The sequence below is a fragment of the Paraburkholderia strydomiana genome (assembly GCF_031456815.1).
GTDB lineage: Bacteria > Pseudomonadota > Gammaproteobacteria > Burkholderiales > Burkholderiaceae > Paraburkholderia > Paraburkholderia caledonica.
On the sequence record NZ_JAVDVL010000001.1, the window covers coordinates 887,916 to 901,608 of the forward strand.

Consider the following 13,693-nt stretch of genomic DNA (forward strand, 5'->3'; position numbering starts at 1 on the left):
GAGAGCGCGTGGTGCGCGGAAACTCCGGCCGCAGTGTGCGCGGGCCAATTCCGAAATCGCCTGCGAGCAGCGAGACAACGCGACGGACCAACGGCAGATCAAAGCCCGTTTTTCATCGTGTGCATCAAGTCGCCGAACGACTGACGCGTATTGACCGCATTGACGATGTCAGCGAGAAACCAGGGAAGAATCAATTGCGTGCCGGGATCGGTGACACCGACGCTCAGCGCCGGCGGCCTTGCGACCGGCGCGGCTGCCGTGGCTGGCTTTGCGCCCTGATAAGCGGACGAGGTGCGAGTTTCGGTGGTAGCCGAAACGTGTGAGGCGACTGGCTCGCCGGGCGGCGGCCACGCCGACGAACAGCCGGCCAACAGCATAGTGGCGACGGCAATAACGGCAGTAGCGGCAACGTAGAACGGCTTCATGATCGACTCCAGCCTACGTGATTTGGACAGAACTGCCTGGCAGGAAGTTCGTCGACTTAGGCACGCCGAATGGCGGCGTGGGCGTGCCAGTTCCTAGTGCCCCGCTGCAGCGGCCGCCGCAGCATTCGTCTTGCCCGGCTTCGTCACCCAGATCAACGGAATGATCAATACGAAGATCACAGCCGACAACCAGAAAATGTCGTTGAGTCCAAGCATGGCGGCTTGGGTGTTCATCGAGTGTTCGAAGAATGCCATTGCTTGAGACCGGCTTCCTCCCAAAGCAGCTTGCGCCGAATCCAGTGCCGTAGTGAAAACAGGGTTGGTGACGCCCGTCTGCTCAGCCAGTCTCGCGTGATGCAAGATGGTGCGATCGTTCCAGCCGGTTGCGGCAAGAGACGTTCCCACTGCGCCCGCAAACACCCGCACGAAATTCGACAAACCCGCGGCGGCGGGAATCTTCTCGGGCGCGAGGCCGGAAAGAATGATTGCGGTCAGCGGCACGAAGAACAATGCGGTTGGTATGCCCTGCAACAAGGTGGGCAATACGAGCGTCCAGGTATCCACGCCTGTCGTGTAGTGCGAACGCATGAAGAACACGCCCGCAAAGCCGACAAAGGCCAACGTTGCGAGAACGCGCGCATCCGAGCGCGGCATGATCTTCGCCATCACAGGGGCAAGGATCACGGCGAATATGCCGAGCGGCGCCGTCGCGAGACCTGCATCGACGGACCGGTAGTTCAGGTAACCCTGCATCCACTGCGGCAGCAAGACGAGGTTGGAGAAAAACACCGCATACGCAACCGAAATCGCAACCGTGCCGCCAAGAAAATTGCGGCCGCCGAACAGCCTCAAATCGATGACCGGGTTCTTCTCGGTCAGCTCCCAGATCACGAAGAATGCGAAGCTGATCCCTGCAAAGACAGTCAACGCCACGATTACCGGGGAATTGAACCAGTCGAGGTCCTTACCCTTGTCGAGCATGATCTGCAGGGAACCGACCCACGCGATCAACGAGATCAGCCCGATCTTGTCGATCGGCGAACGCTTCGTTGGGGACTCGCGCGTGCGGTAGATCGCCCATGTCACACCCGCAGCAAAAAGCCCAACCGGAATGTTGATGTAGAAGATCCACGACCACGAATAGCTGTCCGTAATCCAGCCACCGAGCGCAGGCCCCGCAATCGGGCCGACAGTCGCTGTCATTGCCCAGAGCGCCAACGCATGCGAACTCTTCTCCTTCGGATACGAGCCCAGCAGAATGGCTTGCGAAAGCGGAATCAACGGGCCCGCTACCGCGCCTTGCAAAATGCGCGCGGCGAGCAGAACCGGCAGATTCGGCGCTATTCCACATAGCCACGAAGACATGACGAACAACAATATCGCCCAGACGAACAGCTTGATCTGCCCGACACGCTGCGTGAGCCAACCTGTCAACGGAATCGAAATTGCATTGGCTGCGGCGAAGAGCGTGATCACCCATGTTCCTTCATCGACCGATACGCCGAGGTTGCCCGCGATAGTCGGGATAGCCACGTTCGCAATCGAGGAGTCGAGCACATTCATGAACGTGGCCAGCGCTACGGCAAGCGTTGCGAGCACAAGCTTGCCGCCCGTCAAAGGCGGAAGCGTTGCAGGTCGCGTCGATTGATTCATTTCATCACCTGTTGAAGGTTGCTAATATCTGGCTTGTCAGCTAATCGCAAAAAAAAATGTAGAACACTCGCCGCGTATTCAGCCTGCTTTGCGCGTCGCACTCTTTTGCACGCCAGCCGTTGCGGCTGTGCGTGCCATCGGCATGTTCTGCGCGATGATCCGGGCGATCTCCGCATCTGCATCCGCGCCGTACTGCGCAAATACATCGGTGCGATAGGTAGTATTCACCGCGGCACCGAGTTGGGTTCCCGACTGGTCGCGAGTTTCGACATCGACCTGCATCGACAATCCGATCCGCAGCGGATGTGCGTCCAGTTCCTTCTGATCGAGCTGAATGCGCGCGGGCAGACGCTGTACGACCTTGATCCAGTTGCCGGTCGCATTCTGAGCGGGCAGTACGGCGAACGCCGAGCCGGTTCCCGCAGAGAAGCCCACCACGCGGCCGTGGTATTTGACGCTCGAACCATAGACATCGGCGGAAAGCGTGACCGGCTGGCCGATACGCATGCGCCTGAGTTGGCTCTCCTTGAAGTTCGCATCGACCCACACCTCGTTGAGGGGGACGATCGCCATCAACGGCGTGCCGGGCGCGACTCGTTGACCGACCTGTACAGAACGGCGTGCCACATAGCCGGTCACCGGAGCAGGCAAGGTGTTGCGCGCGTAGTTCAGATAAGCGTCGCGTACTTTGGAAGACGCCGCCAGAACGTTCGGATGCTGTTCGATCGACGTGCGGTCGGTCAGTGCATGGTTTGCTTCGGCCTGCTGACGCGCGGCGTCGAGCGCGGCTTGCGCGGCGCTGACCGCATCGCGCGCGTGTGCTACGTCCTCACCGGACACCGCGCCGGTTTCCGCGACCGCCTGACGTCGCTTCAGATCACTGACGGCGCGCGCGAGATCGGACTCGCGCTGCGCGACCGTTGCCGCGTAGTAGTCGTTGTTCACGTAAAGACCGCTGACTTGCCGCACGGTCTGCCCCAGCGTTGCTTCGGCATTGGCAAGCGCGTCTCTGGCATCCGCGTTGTCGAGCGTCACGACCGGCGCGCCTTGCTTGACGATCTGCGTATCGTCGGCGTTCACTGCAACGACGGTGCCGCTGACCTGCGGCGTCAGTTGCACGAGATTGCCACTGACGTATGCATCGTCGGTAGCCTCGTGATACTGACCGGTCGTCACGTAATACACGCCGTACGCTGCGCCGGCTGCCACTATCGCGGCGGCCAGCAACGCGAGCAGCAACTTGCGACGCGTGTTGCCTTGCGTTTGTTGGGGTTGGTCTGCGTCCGCCTTCGCTCGGTCGGCGTTGATGCTATCGCTCATTTTGTGACTCCTGACAGGATCTGGAATACGTCGCGCTCAACGCACAGCGACGACTGGATTGGGTTTGACTGCAGGCGCGGCACCGGCACTCTGCCGAGCGGCGTCGGTATCGGCACCGGCATTGTCGGAATAGCCGCCGCCCAGCGCCGCTGCCAACGCGATCTGCTGATCGCGCCGGTTCATCTTCAGATTCGCGACCTGCTCGTCGGCTTGAAGCGCCGTGGTATCGGCGTTCAGTACCGTGAGCTGATTCGCGAGTCCCGCCTTGTATTGCACGAGCGCCAGTTGATCGGCGCTGCGGGCGGCTTCCTGCGCGGCTAGCGCGTCGACGAGCTGCTCGTCAGTGGAACGGATTTGCGCGAGTTGAGTGGCAACTTCGGACAGCGCGGTGACGAGCGTCTGGTTATATGCAGCGACGGCGTAGTCGAAATCGGCATAGCGGCCTTTAAGTTGCGCCCGCAACTGACCGCCGTCGAAAATCGGCAGATGGATCGCCGGACCCACCGATGCCGTGCGGCTCGCCGCATTGAGGAAGCGGCCGAAGCCGAATGCGTCGAGGCCAATAGCCGCACTGAGGTTGATGTCGGGATAGAACTCGGCCTTGGCCTCCTTTACGTCGTGCACGAGCGCGTCGACACGCCATTTAGCGGCGACCAGATCCGGGCGCCGGCTGACGAGGTCAGCGGGCAGATTGGCCGGCAGACGCACTTCATCGCCGATACCGAGCGACGGACGGGAAATCGCAAGACCTCGGTCAGGTCCTGCGCCGAGCAATGCGGCAAGCTGATATCGCGTGGTGAGAATGCTGCCGTCCAGCGACGCCAGCGCGGCCCGGCTGCTAGCGAGGTTCGCCTGCGCGGTCTTGCGCTCGACCTGCGTGTCGAGTCCAGTTGCAATCCGGCCGGCCGTAATGCGATCAATCTGTTCGCGCTGCGTCACTTCCTGCTGCGCGATGTCGCGCAGCGCAAAGAGACGAGCAAGCTGGTTATACGCGCGCGCCGTGGCGGATGTCAGCGAGAGTCTGACGACTTCCGCATCGGCCTTGCTTGCTTGCAACTGCGACAGCGAGGCTTTCAGGGCTTCGCGATTCTTGCCCCACAAATCCAGGTCATACGATGCGGACAGCAAACCCTTGTTCTCTGATTGCCATGACCCGCCGTACGGAGGCGGCACGAGTGCCGTGCTCGAATACTGCTGCCGCGTGAACGAGTAAGTCGCCCCGACTTGCGGCATCGTGCTCGCCTTCGCCGTCTCGCTGTAAGCAGCGGCGGCGGCAACGCGTGCGCGCGCCTGTTCGATCGACGGGTTGCCTTTCAATGCTTCCTCTAGCAGCGCCTTCAGTTGGGCGTCGCCGAACTGATCGGCCCAGTCGACGGCGGGCCACTGACCGCTGTCAGCAGGAATGCTTTGCTGCGTCGCATAGGTATCTGGCGTCGCAAGCTGCTTGTCGCTCGAGATACCTGCATAGTTTGCGCAGGCCGATAGCACTGCCGCGAAGATCACCGTCATGCCGGATTTCGCAATTCGCGTTCCGATCATTCGTCGATTTAACTGTCTATTCATTTTCTGACCTGTCAGATATATGGACAAAAAATTTTGTGCGAACGCTTCGCTCAATCTTCGAGAAACTTGAACAGCAGACGGCGCAGCTCATGGAATTCGGCCTTGGTGAATTTCTTCAGCCGCTTGTTCAGCACGACCGGCACCCTGTCGGGCAGGTGGTCTGCCACTGCTTCGCCCTTCTTTGTCAGCTTCAGGTTGACGACCCGGCGATCTTCAAGACTGCGGGAGCGCTGAAGCAAACCCTTCGTTTCGAGTTTGTCGAGCATGCGCGTCATCAGGCCGGTGTCTATACCGAGCAACGTGGACAGTTCGAACGGAGTGCTCGCAATGTCCTGGCGCATGGACAGAAGAATGCCCATTTGCTGAGCCGTGATGTCGAGATCCTTGAGTTCTGCGTCTATCTCCGTCACCAGAAGGTTGCGCGCCTTGTTGATGGCGAATCCCACGCTCTCGGTCACGGTGAAATTGTCGCTCGTGTAGTGGTTCATCTTTGCTCCTTGCCTGGAGAGCAATATATCTGCATTGTCAGATATATCCAAGCTCGATGCTGGACATCAATGTTTCAAATATTGCGCTAACCGGAGACTTCCGGTCCTGCCGCGAAGAGGAATTGCCGCGTGCCCGCGTCATTCGCGGGCGGGGTCGCGCTCAATTCAATGGGCCGGGCATCGTCGCCCTTCTTACACGCCTTCGACGAGAACGGCGCGATAGCGCGCGCCTTTGAACCGGTGCTGCGCGACTTCCTGATATTCGGGACCGTCGTACCAGGCACGCGCTTCCGCAGTGGACGGAAACTCAACGATCACGACACCCTCTGGCGCTTCGCCCTCCAGAACCTGTTGAGGTCCATAGGCAGCGAGAATCTTGACGGGATGGCCTTTGAAAGTGGCGCCGACCTTGCTCTGATAAATGTCGAGTTCCTGCTGGTCCTGCGTGCTTTCCTTCGTGAAGACGATATATGTGGCCATGACATACGCTCCTGCGTTGGTGGGAAGGTGCGTACGATGATGCCATGAAATCGCATCGTGCTTCGGCGTACAGCGTCGCTGCCAGGTTGTCCGTCACACTGGCACGTCGTGACCGCTGGCATTGCTTATCCGCGATGGTGGGCCTGGCGCAACCGCGTTGCGCGTCATCGCCTCGCTCGCCCGGGCGTGAATGACCGAGCGTCGGCAGTCGAGCGCTGTGTGAATTGGGCGCCGATGGTCTGCCGCGCGCGCGAAAGCCGGCTCATGACGGTTCCGATGGGCACGCCGACCACGTCGGCCGCTTGCGAACAGCTGAGCCCTTCAACCGCGACCAGGAGCATCACGATCCGTTGCGCTTGCGGCAAACGCTCGACGGCCGCGATAATCAGGTCGAGGCCGTCTCCCGGATCGCGCTCACGAGAATCGCGCACGGTAACTGGAAAGTCGTTATCGCACTCCGTGATCGAACGGCTTGGCAGCTTCCGCGTGCGCAGTTCGTCGGTCCATGTGGAATGAATGATCGAGAACATCCAGCTTAGCGGCGGAGTGCCGGGCTCTAACTGGTCGGCGCGCTCGAGTCCCCGCGCACAGGCGCGCTCAAGTACGCGTTCTGCGTCATGCCGGTTACGGCACAGTCGAATAGAGAACGCCCAAAGGCGCGGAAGCATGCCTGGCAGAAGACTGTGCAACTTCCCGGCATCTGCTGTTGACATGATCGACTGGGTGAAAACGGGTTACCGGACGACGCGCCCGCCGGGAACCGGCGATGATCAAGGGCCGACGGAAGTCGCGGTCGAACTGTGCCGCGACCACCGCGACTACCGCAACCAAACGCAACCAACGCAACGCAACAATGCGCCGGTCATTTCCCAGTAGCCCAATGCGAGTTGCGCATCAGCTTGCTGAAGTCTCTGCGGACGAAACCAGGGTCCTTGTAGGCCATGACATCGGCCAGACCTGTTCCCTGCGTGGTCTCCGGACGATGCTTGAGGCTATCGTAGAGGGCCTGCATGAAGTCCTCAGCGAATTGCGGCGGATGCGGATGAGCCGCCTCGACGGCGCTCCGCTGAGCGACTGTGAAGTCGTCATAGCCTGCGCCCACGAGATCCATGTTGGCGCCTTCGGCAACCAGTGCGGCCATGGGGAACAGATTTGCGGAAATTCCATTGGTCGTGTGCAATGCAATTGCAAGCCAGACCATCTGGCTATTGGCGTCGGAAACGCCGTGACTTCGCAAAAAGTCACGTGCCGCGTTCGCGCCATCCACTTCATAGCGCAAGTGGCTTTGCCCATAGCCGGCCGTCAGGCCGAAATCATGGAACATGGACGCAACGTAGAGAAGTTCCGGGTCGAACGCGAGACCTTTGCGCTTTCCTGCCAGGGCAGCCCAATAATAGACACGCGCGGAATGCTGAAACAGAAAATCGCCCTCTGAATCGCGAATGAGTTGCGCTGCGTCGCGCGCCAATTTGCTGTCGGGGATTTTTACGCCAGAAACCTGGTCGCCGGCATTCGCCGTGGATTGATTGAACGTGGGCTGCGCTTGCGCGTGCGCGTCGAGGGTCGGGACCATTCCCCCAACCGCAAGAGCAACAGCGGCGCAAATTGCAGCGACAGTACTGCGGGACTTCATGATGTTCTCCTTCTCGCAAAGAAATGCGCCCTTAGCGGGTAGTTCGCTGTTCCCAATTCGAGTTGAGAATGATGCTGCAAACGTTCGTTCGCACGAATTCCGGGTCCTTGTAGGCGAGGAAGTCGTCGTTGAATGTGCCGAACGTGCTGCCCGGGCGATGCTTCATACCGTGATAGAAAGCATCGATGATCCTGTTTGCAAAACCGGGGTCCCGGGGATACGCAGCAATCACCGCGTCGCGCTCTTCGTCGGTGAATTCGTCGAAGCCGCGCCCCGCTACGTCCATTCCTGCGCCTGCCTGCAACAGGGCAATTTCGCCGTGCATGTGTTCCGGGATGCCAGGCGTCGTGTGCAAGGCGACGGCATTCCAGACCTTGTCGATATCCGCCTTGGCGATGCGGTGGCTTCGCAGAAAATCCCGCGCGGCGTTCGCGCCGTCCACTTCGAAGCGAAGCTGGCTCTCGTGATAGATCGACGTCAGACCAATGTCGTGGAACATAGCCGCGACGTAAAGCAATTCCGGATCGAAGGTCACGCCTTTGCGTTCTCCGAGCAATGCGCCCCAGAGATACACGCGAGCGGAGTGCATAAACAGCAATTCATCTTCCGTGTCCCGAATAAGCTCGGTGACCTCACGCGCCAATTTACTGTCAGGTATCTTCACGCTGGATTTTCCGTTCGTCTGCATCGCTCTTCTCCATTCATCTGGTCCTGCATCTACGGGCACCTGGCAACGGCTGCTGCCTGTCGCTGGCTCGCGCACCGACTGCGTACTTCAATGAAATCGCCACTGTCGAGCCGCTGTATAGGGAGGAAGTTACGCTTCTATCGGGCCACAATACAGACCCAAGATTGACGATTCTGGATGTACCATTGAGGGCTATGACGACGCTCCCAATTGGCCTGGATCGCTCCGCGAGCACATCGCTGTCCACACAAATCTACGGCGCGGTTCGACACGCCATAGAGACGGGGCAGCTTGCCGCTGGCGCACGGCTGCCATCGTGGCTGGATCTGGCCGCGCAGATCGGCGTCTCGCGAGGCACAGTCCGTGTGGCCTATGAACGTCTGATCGATGAGCAGTTCGCGGTCGCTTGTGGAGCGGCCGGCACCCGGGTTGCCGAGCGGCCGCCTTTGCCTGCATCGCCCGCCCGGTCACCGGAAGCGCCGCCGTTCCCCGATCTGTTCCACGCATTCGGCGCGGCTCCTTTGGCGTTCCAAATGGGTGTGCCTTCCGAGGACGCCTTTCCTTTCAAGCTATGGTCGCGTGTACTCACGCGCGCGGCGCGGCGGGCTGCGGCTGCGCCGGTCGGCTACCCTGATCCGCGGGGCGATCCGGACTTCCGGAAGGAAATTGCAGCCTATCTGGGCGTAGCACGAGGATTGCGGTGCAGTCCGTCACAGGTTCTCGTCACTGCGGGATTCTCGGCAGCACTCGGCCTCGCTATCAGGGGACTCGGTGTTGAAGGCAAAGAAGCATGGTTAGAAGATCCGGGTTTTCCGCTCACGCGTACCGCGCTCGATCTGGCGGGAATGACGGTGAGAGCCATTCCAGTCGATGCAGACGGGCTCGACGTGGAAGCCGGCATCCGGAGTTCTGCTGAAGCCGCTCTGGCAGTCGTGACACCGGGCCAGCAGGCGCCCCTCGGAATGGCCATGTCGCTCCCCAGGCGGCTAGCGTTGCTCGCATGGGCTCGACGAAACGACGCATGGATCATCGAAGACGATTACCTCAGTGAGCTCCAGTTGAAGGGCCGCGCAGCGCCGGCCTTGGCATCGCTGGATCCAGACGGACGGGTGTTGCATATCGGCAGCTTCAGCAAGACTATTAGCCCGGCGCTCCGACTTGGCTTTCTGGTGGTCCCGGTTGAAATGGTTCGCCGTTTTGGCGACATCGCAGCGTGCCTGATGCCGGCACCGGGGTCGTTCGTGCAACACGCCGTGGCAGAGTTTCTGCGCGATGGGCACTATCTTCGGCACCTTCGGCATATGAAGCGTCTTTACGCCACGCGGCGCGATAGCCTGCTTCGTTGTCTCAATGAGTTGGCGCCGGACTCGATAAAAGTGCACGCGGCTGCGGGTACGGCCATCGTGACCACACTTCCCCGCTCTACATCTGACGTAGACATTGCCATGCGAGCATTGCAATCCCGCCTGGCGCCTGCGCCTTTGTCGCCTTGGTATCTGCAGTCTTCTGGCCCACAGGGCTTATTGCTGAGCGTGACCAACCTCGATGAACGCAAGATGGTCGAACACTGTCGCCGGCTGGTGGAAGTGGTTCGCAAGGGTGGCTAGGCGACAGGCAATGCGGGCTTGCTGCCCGCTGAATGGTACATAAAGAATGTTCATTCTTGGTGCTTTCTTGTGGTCCGGCCCGGACCCACAATGCGAGAACACCAAGGAGATGCAACATCATGAACATTCGATCTATCGCCGGTGCTGTCGCCGCAGGCATTGCTCTTTCCATTGCCGTACCGGCTACCGCGCATGACACGGCTGAGACCGTCACGCCGAACTTCCAGCACGCGATTCCCAACATCCCCGGCAAGTCGTTGATTGCGGTCGTTGTCGACTATGCGCCCGCCGCAGCGTCACACGCACACGAGCATGCGAAGTCGGCTTTTATCTATGCATACGTCGTGTCGGGCGCCATCGAGTCGCAAGTCGACGACGGCCCGAAGCGGATCTACCACGCCGGCGAAAGTTTCTTCGAGGAGCCGGGCGCGGTTCACCGTATTAGCCGCAATGCAAGCAAGACCAAGCCGGCAAAGTTGCTGGCGGTGTTCGTGGTGGACAGCAACGACAAGGCCCTGACCACCCCGGTCGAGTAATCAGTACATCAAGGAGTAAAAGTATGAGCATGCGTCTGGACTACAACCACATCGCACCTGCGGGCGCGAAAGCCCTCGGTGGTGTTTACGGCTATGTTGTGCAGAGCGGCCTCTCGCCTGTTCTCGTGGATCTGGTCTACCTTCGCGTTTCGCAGATCAACAACTGTGCGTACTGCCTCGACATGCATACACGCGATCTGCTGAAAAAAGGCGTGAAAGTCGAAAAGCTCGCGCTCCTGCAGGCCTGGGCGGAAGCCGGCAATCTGTTCGACGAACGTGAGCGCGCCGCACTTGCGTGGGCCGAATCAGTCACACGTGTTGCACAGACCGGCGTACCCGACGAAGCCTACGAGGCAGTCCGTGCAGTGTTCGACGAGCGCGAACTGGTCGACCTCACAATCGCCATCGGACTCATGAACACTTATAACCGCATGGCGATCAGCTTCCGGAACACACCTCAGGCCGCAGTAGGACGGTGATAACGCTTCGCATCGCTGCGGACACATCAATCGGGACACATCGCAACGGCGTCGTTACCCAACCAGTTCGACCATCACGATGTCGGTGTCGTCTCGCGCTGTCATCGTAAGCTGCGATTCGCCGGTAACCACGACTCCATCGCGTGGCGCGAGCCGAACCTCTCCCACGTCGAGGCGGCCATGATCGGTAACCAGATACGCGTGGCCTGGCGGACGCAACACGTGATGCAGCGTTGCGCCTTCGCGTATCGTCGCGATGCGCACGCGAGCGTCGGCATTGATAGGCAACGCGCCTGCACGCACGTCGTCCGGATCGCCGCTCGCCAGCGTGACGAAGCGGCCTTCGCGACACTCGCGCGAACAGACACGCGTCGCCCAACGCGGCGTACCACCCAGCGTGCGCGGGTGCAACCAGATCTGAAACAGCCGCGCCGGCGAACTCTCCTCGTTGCGCTCGGCGTGATGTACCGCGCAACCCGCGCTCATTGCCTGCACGGAGTCGGCGACCAGACGTGCCCGATTGCCGGCGTCGTCTTCGTGCGTAATTGCGCCTGAGCGCACCCACGTCACGATCTCGACTTCACGGTGAGCATGAAGGCCGAAGCCCGAGTGTGCCGCGAACTCATCGTCGTTCCATACGTAGAGCGCGCCGAGCGGCACATGACCGGCGCGTCCGCACCCGCCAAACTGGAAATGCAGCCGCGCTTCCAGCCAGTCGCGACTGATTACATCGAGCGACAGAAAAGGACGATGTTCGATCATGATGTGCCTGAGTTGGATCGCGCGCACGCGTGCGCGCGCCGGTGCAATCGTCGAAGACTGCACCATACGCGCCCTCGCGTGCTCAAGGAACGCTTAGACCTGCTGCTGGCCGCCGTCGACGAACAACTCGGCGCCGTTCACGAAGCTCGCGTCGTCGGAGGCGAGGAACAGTGCCGCGCTCGCGATCTCGCCAGGCTCGCCGAGGCGGCCCATCGGGATCTGGGCGGCCAGGTAATCGGCCAAGCCTTGTTGCTGCGCCGCGTCCGGACCGGCGAGGTCGAGCAGGCCAGGGGTGCGGGTTGCGCCAGGGCTGAGCGTATTGACGCGGATGCCGCGGTCCTTGAGATCAAGGATCCAGCTGCGTGCAAAGGCGCGCACTGCGGCCTTCGAAGCTGAATAGACGCTGAATGCAGCCGTGCCCGAACTGCCAGCCGTCGAACCCGTGAGGATCACCGACGCACCTTGTGTGAGCAGCGGCAGCGCTTTTTGCACGGTGAACAGCACGCCCTTCACGTTGCGGTCGAAGGTGTCGTCGAACTGTTCTTCGGTGATGCTGCCCAGCGGCAGCATGGAACCGCCACCAGCATTGGCGAACAGCACATCGAGACGCCCCTTCTCCTGCTTGATCTGCGCGTACAGCGCGTCGAGTTCATCGAGCTTTGCAGAATCGACGCGCACGCCGGTCACGTTGCCGCCGGCTTCGCGAATTCCCTTCACTGCGGCGTCGAGTTCGGCCTGACGGCGACCGGTGATATAGACATGCGCGCCTTCTGCTGCAAAGCGTTGAGCAGTGGCGAGGCCGATGCCGCTCGTTGCGCCGGTGACCAGTGCGATCTTGTTGTCGAGTTTGCGTGCCATGGTGTTTCTCCTTCAATTCGATAAGTGGATGACTACGTCGGAAAACTACGCCGGGTGTTTCGTGCTGCGATGTAAGGAGAATATCGACGCAGCCATCTTTTCGAAATAGAATTGATTGCAATCTAACGTTTCAAAAATGAAATGATGAGGCGAGATGGCGAAACTGCCTGATTTCGAGGGACTGGCGATGTTCGCGAAGGTCGCTGAGGAGGGATCGTTCGCGGCCGCCGCGCGCGCAGTGGGTGTGTCCGTTGCGACGGTGTCGCGCGGCGTCGCTCGCCTGGAAGACCGGCTGGGCGCGCGGCTTTTCAATCGCACATCGCGTCAACTGGCGCTCACCGAGTTCGGCCGGACGATCTGCGAGAAAGCGGGCCAGATTTACCGGCAGGCCGAGGAAGCAGAAAGTGCCGCCCGCGAGATGTCGGTGCAGCCGCGCGGGCTCGTGCGTCTGGCGGTGCCGATGTCGTTCGGGCTGCGCTGGGTCGCGCCGCTCCTGCCGGCATTTTTTCGCGCATATCCGGAGGTGTCGATCGACCTGCATCTGTCCGATGCGCCGGTCGACCTGGTTGCTGACGGCTTCGACGCCGCGCTTCGCATCGCCGCACTGCCCGATTCGTCGCTGGTGGCGCGACGGATATGCGCGGTAACGCAATACGTAGTCGCGTCACCGGACTATCTGAAGCGTGAGGGACGGCCTATGCATCCGCGCGAACTGGTGGACCGCCCCTGCCTTTCGTATGCGTATCGCGCACGCAGCGATGTGTGGCGCTTCACGAACGACGCGGGCGAGGAGGAACCGATCATGCCGATCGGTCCACTGCGCGTGACGAACTCCGACGCACTGTTGCCCACGCTGCTCGATGGTCTGGCGATTGCGGAGTTGCCCGAGTTCATCGCCGGCGAATATCTGGCCGATGGCCGCCTGGAAGCAATCCTCACCGACTGGTCTTTGACGAAAGGCGGCCTTTACTTCGTCACGCCGTCGGCGCGCGCCCGGCCCGCAAAAGTGAGCGCGCTGTCCGACTACTTCGCAGAACATCTTTCCGATCCGTCGTGGCGATGGCCAAAGTGATCTGCTGCAGTGTTTTCATGTGGGCTAACCGGAGAGACGTTCATCATTGAATGGGTGCAACGACGCATCCGGGCTGCGCCTAGCTTTCGCCGAATACAATGCAAGACGAAGAAGGGTCGCTTCGACCGA

General features: G+C 60.7%; 16 protein-coding genes. 5 read left to right on the plus strand and 11 right to left on the minus strand.

Features of this window, described 5'->3' with window-relative positions; genetic code table 11:
* Positions 1 to 98: 98 nt before the first annotated feature.
* From J2W46_RS03975 to J2W46_RS04005, 7 genes are all read right to left on the minus strand, one after another.
* A complete protein-coding gene (locus J2W46_RS03975; RefSeq protein ID WP_088174228.1) occupies positions 99 to 425 on the minus strand; it encodes a hypothetical protein in 327 nt (108 codons plus the stop codon).
* A gap of 93 nt (positions 426 to 518) precedes the next feature.
* A complete protein-coding gene (locus J2W46_RS03980; RefSeq protein ID WP_310351477.1) occupies positions 519 to 2,078 on the minus strand; it encodes a DHA2 family efflux MFS transporter permease subunit in 1,560 nt (519 codons plus the stop codon).
* A gap of 78 nt (positions 2,079 to 2,156) precedes the next feature.
* Complete coding sequence (locus tag J2W46_RS03985; RefSeq protein ID WP_088174226.1) at positions 2,157 to 3,398, minus strand: HlyD family efflux transporter periplasmic adaptor subunit; 1,242 nt, start codon at positions 3,396 to 3,398, stop codon at positions 2,157 to 2,159.
* 36 nt (positions 3,399 to 3,434) lie between these two features.
* A complete protein-coding gene (locus tag J2W46_RS03990) occupies positions 3,435 to 4,961 on the minus strand; it encodes an efflux transporter outer membrane subunit (protein WP_374726803.1) in 1,527 nt (508 codons plus the stop codon).
* 50 nt (positions 4,962 to 5,011) lie between these two features.
* Complete coding sequence (locus J2W46_RS03995) at positions 5,012 to 5,449, minus strand: MarR family winged helix-turn-helix transcriptional regulator (RefSeq protein ID WP_020066582.1); 438 nt, start codon at positions 5,447 to 5,449, stop codon at positions 5,012 to 5,014.
* Between the two features lie 192 nt (positions 5,450 to 5,641).
* Positions 5,642 to 5,929, minus strand: a complete 288-nt coding sequence (locus J2W46_RS04000; RefSeq protein ID WP_020066583.1) for a DUF1330 domain-containing protein — start codon at positions 5,927 to 5,929, stop codon at positions 5,642 to 5,644.
* Between the two features lie 164 nt (positions 5,930 to 6,093).
* Positions 6,094 to 6,642: an RNA polymerase sigma factor gene (locus J2W46_RS04005; RefSeq protein WP_310351482.1), complete on the minus strand. Its 549-nt coding sequence runs from the start codon at positions 6,640 to 6,642 to the stop codon at positions 6,094 to 6,096.
* Between J2W46_RS04005 and J2W46_RS04010 the strand changes: the two genes are divergently transcribed.
* A complete protein-coding gene (locus J2W46_RS04010) occupies positions 6,641 to 6,805 on the plus strand; it encodes a hypothetical protein (protein WP_193610938.1) in 165 nt (54 codons plus the stop codon). The two genes, J2W46_RS04005 and J2W46_RS04010, sit on opposite strands and share 2 nt — an antisense overlap.
* Here J2W46_RS04010 and J2W46_RS04015 read toward each other — a convergent pair.
* Together J2W46_RS04015 and J2W46_RS04020 are read right to left on the minus strand one after the other, a co-directional pair.
* Complete coding sequence (locus J2W46_RS04015; protein ID WP_310351487.1) at positions 6,792 to 7,562, minus strand: HD domain-containing protein; 771 nt, start codon at positions 7,560 to 7,562, stop codon at positions 6,792 to 6,794. The genes J2W46_RS04010 and J2W46_RS04015 overlap by 14 nt on opposite strands.
* Before the next feature lie 31 nt (positions 7,563 to 7,593).
* Complete coding sequence (locus tag J2W46_RS04020) at positions 7,594 to 8,250, minus strand: HD domain-containing protein (protein ID WP_310352032.1); 657 nt, start codon at positions 8,248 to 8,250, stop codon at positions 7,594 to 7,596.
* Between the two features lie 194 nt (positions 8,251 to 8,444).
* Between J2W46_RS04020 and pdxR the strand changes: the two genes are divergently transcribed.
* The 3 genes from pdxR (at position 8,445) to J2W46_RS04035 (ending at position 10,872) form a co-directional block, all read left to right on the plus strand.
* The gene (pdxR, locus tag J2W46_RS04025) at positions 8,445 to 9,857 is read left to right on the plus strand and encodes a MocR-like pyridoxine biosynthesis transcription factor PdxR (RefSeq protein WP_310351490.1); all 1,413 of its coding nucleotides are present in this window, start codon (positions 8,445 to 8,447) and stop codon (positions 9,855 to 9,857) included.
* A 119-nt stretch (positions 9,858 to 9,976) separates the two neighbouring features.
* Positions 9,977 to 10,393 carry a cupin domain-containing protein gene (locus tag J2W46_RS04030; protein ID WP_204521856.1) on the plus strand — a complete coding sequence of 139 codons (417 nt, stop codon included), beginning with the start codon at positions 9,977 to 9,979 and terminating at the stop codon, positions 10,391 to 10,393.
* Positions 10,394 to 10,416: 23 nt separating this feature from the next.
* On the plus strand, positions 10,417 to 10,872 hold the full coding sequence (locus tag J2W46_RS04035) for a carboxymuconolactone decarboxylase family protein (RefSeq protein ID WP_310351493.1): 456 nt from the start codon (positions 10,417 to 10,419) through the stop codon (positions 10,870 to 10,872).
* Positions 10,873 to 10,926: 54 nt separating this feature from the next.
* Here J2W46_RS04035 and J2W46_RS04040 read toward each other — a convergent pair whose 3' ends face one another.
* Positions 10,927 to 11,634 carry a pirin family protein gene (locus J2W46_RS04040; protein ID WP_310352035.1) on the minus strand — a complete coding sequence of 236 codons (708 nt, stop codon included), beginning with the start codon at positions 11,632 to 11,634 and terminating at the stop codon, positions 10,927 to 10,929.
* Positions 11,635 to 11,727: 93 nt separating this feature from the next.
* Positions 11,728 to 12,492 (minus strand): SDR family NAD(P)-dependent oxidoreductase, encoded by a 765-nt coding sequence (locus J2W46_RS04045; protein WP_310351496.1) that lies wholly within the window; start codon positions 12,490 to 12,492, stop codon positions 11,728 to 11,730.
* Positions 12,493 to 12,646: 154 nt separating this feature from the next.
* Between J2W46_RS04045 and J2W46_RS04050 the strand changes: the two genes are divergently transcribed.
* Entirely contained in the window at positions 12,647 to 13,564 is a 918-nt protein-coding gene (locus tag J2W46_RS04050; RefSeq protein WP_020066592.1) for a LysR family transcriptional regulator, read from the plus strand.
* Positions 13,565 to 13,693 lie beyond the last annotated feature (129 nt).

Bases quoted from the DNA above. Each gene is read 5' to 3' on its own strand.
- J2W46_RS03975 (WP_088174228.1), bottom strand. From the start codon at position 425: ATGAAGCCGTTCTACGTTGCCGCTACTGCCGTTATTGCCGTCGCCACT.
- J2W46_RS03980 (WP_310351477.1), bottom strand. From the start codon at position 2,078: ATGAATCAATCGACGCGACCTGCAACGCTTCCGCCTTTGACGGGCGGC.
- J2W46_RS03985 (WP_088174226.1), bottom strand. From the start codon at position 3,398: ATGAGCGATAGCATCAACGCCGACCGAGCGAAGGCGGACGCAGACCAA.
- J2W46_RS03990 (WP_374726803.1), bottom strand. From the start codon at position 4,961: ATGAATAGACAGTTAAATCGACGAATGATCGGAACGCGAATTGCGAAA.
- J2W46_RS03995 (WP_020066582.1), bottom strand. From the start codon at position 5,449: ATGAACCACTACACGAGCGACAATTTCACCGTGACCGAGAGCGTGGGA.
- J2W46_RS04000 (WP_020066583.1), bottom strand. From the start codon at position 5,929: ATGGCCACATATATCGTCTTCACGAAGGAAAGCACGCAGGACCAGCAG.
- J2W46_RS04010 (WP_193610938.1), top strand. From the start codon at position 6,641: ATGATCGACTGGGTGAAAACGGGTTACCGGACGACGCGCCCGCCGGGA.
- J2W46_RS04005 (WP_310351482.1), bottom strand. From the start codon at position 6,642: ATGTCAACAGCAGATGCCGGGAAGTTGCACAGTCTTCTGCCAGGCATG.
- J2W46_RS04015 (WP_310351487.1), bottom strand. From the start codon at position 7,562: ATGAAGTCCCGCAGTACTGTCGCTGCAATTTGCGCCGCTGTTGCTCTT.
- J2W46_RS04020 (WP_310352032.1), bottom strand. From the start codon at position 8,250: ATGCAGACGAACGGAAAATCCAGCGTGAAGATACCTGACAGTAAATTG.
- pdxR (WP_310351490.1), top strand. From the start codon at position 8,445: ATGACGACGCTCCCAATTGGCCTGGATCGCTCCGCGAGCACATCGCTG.
- J2W46_RS04030 (WP_204521856.1), top strand. From the start codon at position 9,977: ATGAACATTCGATCTATCGCCGGTGCTGTCGCCGCAGGCATTGCTCTT.
- J2W46_RS04035 (WP_310351493.1), top strand. From the start codon at position 10,417: ATGAGCATGCGTCTGGACTACAACCACATCGCACCTGCGGGCGCGAAA.
- J2W46_RS04040 (WP_310352035.1), bottom strand. From the start codon at position 11,634: ATGATCGAACATCGTCCTTTTCTGTCGCTCGATGTAATCAGTCGCGAC.
- J2W46_RS04045 (WP_310351496.1), bottom strand. From the start codon at position 12,492: ATGGCACGCAAACTCGACAACAAGATCGCACTGGTCACCGGCGCAACG.
- J2W46_RS04050 (WP_020066592.1), top strand. From the start codon at position 12,647: ATGGCGAAACTGCCTGATTTCGAGGGACTGGCGATGTTCGCGAAGGTC.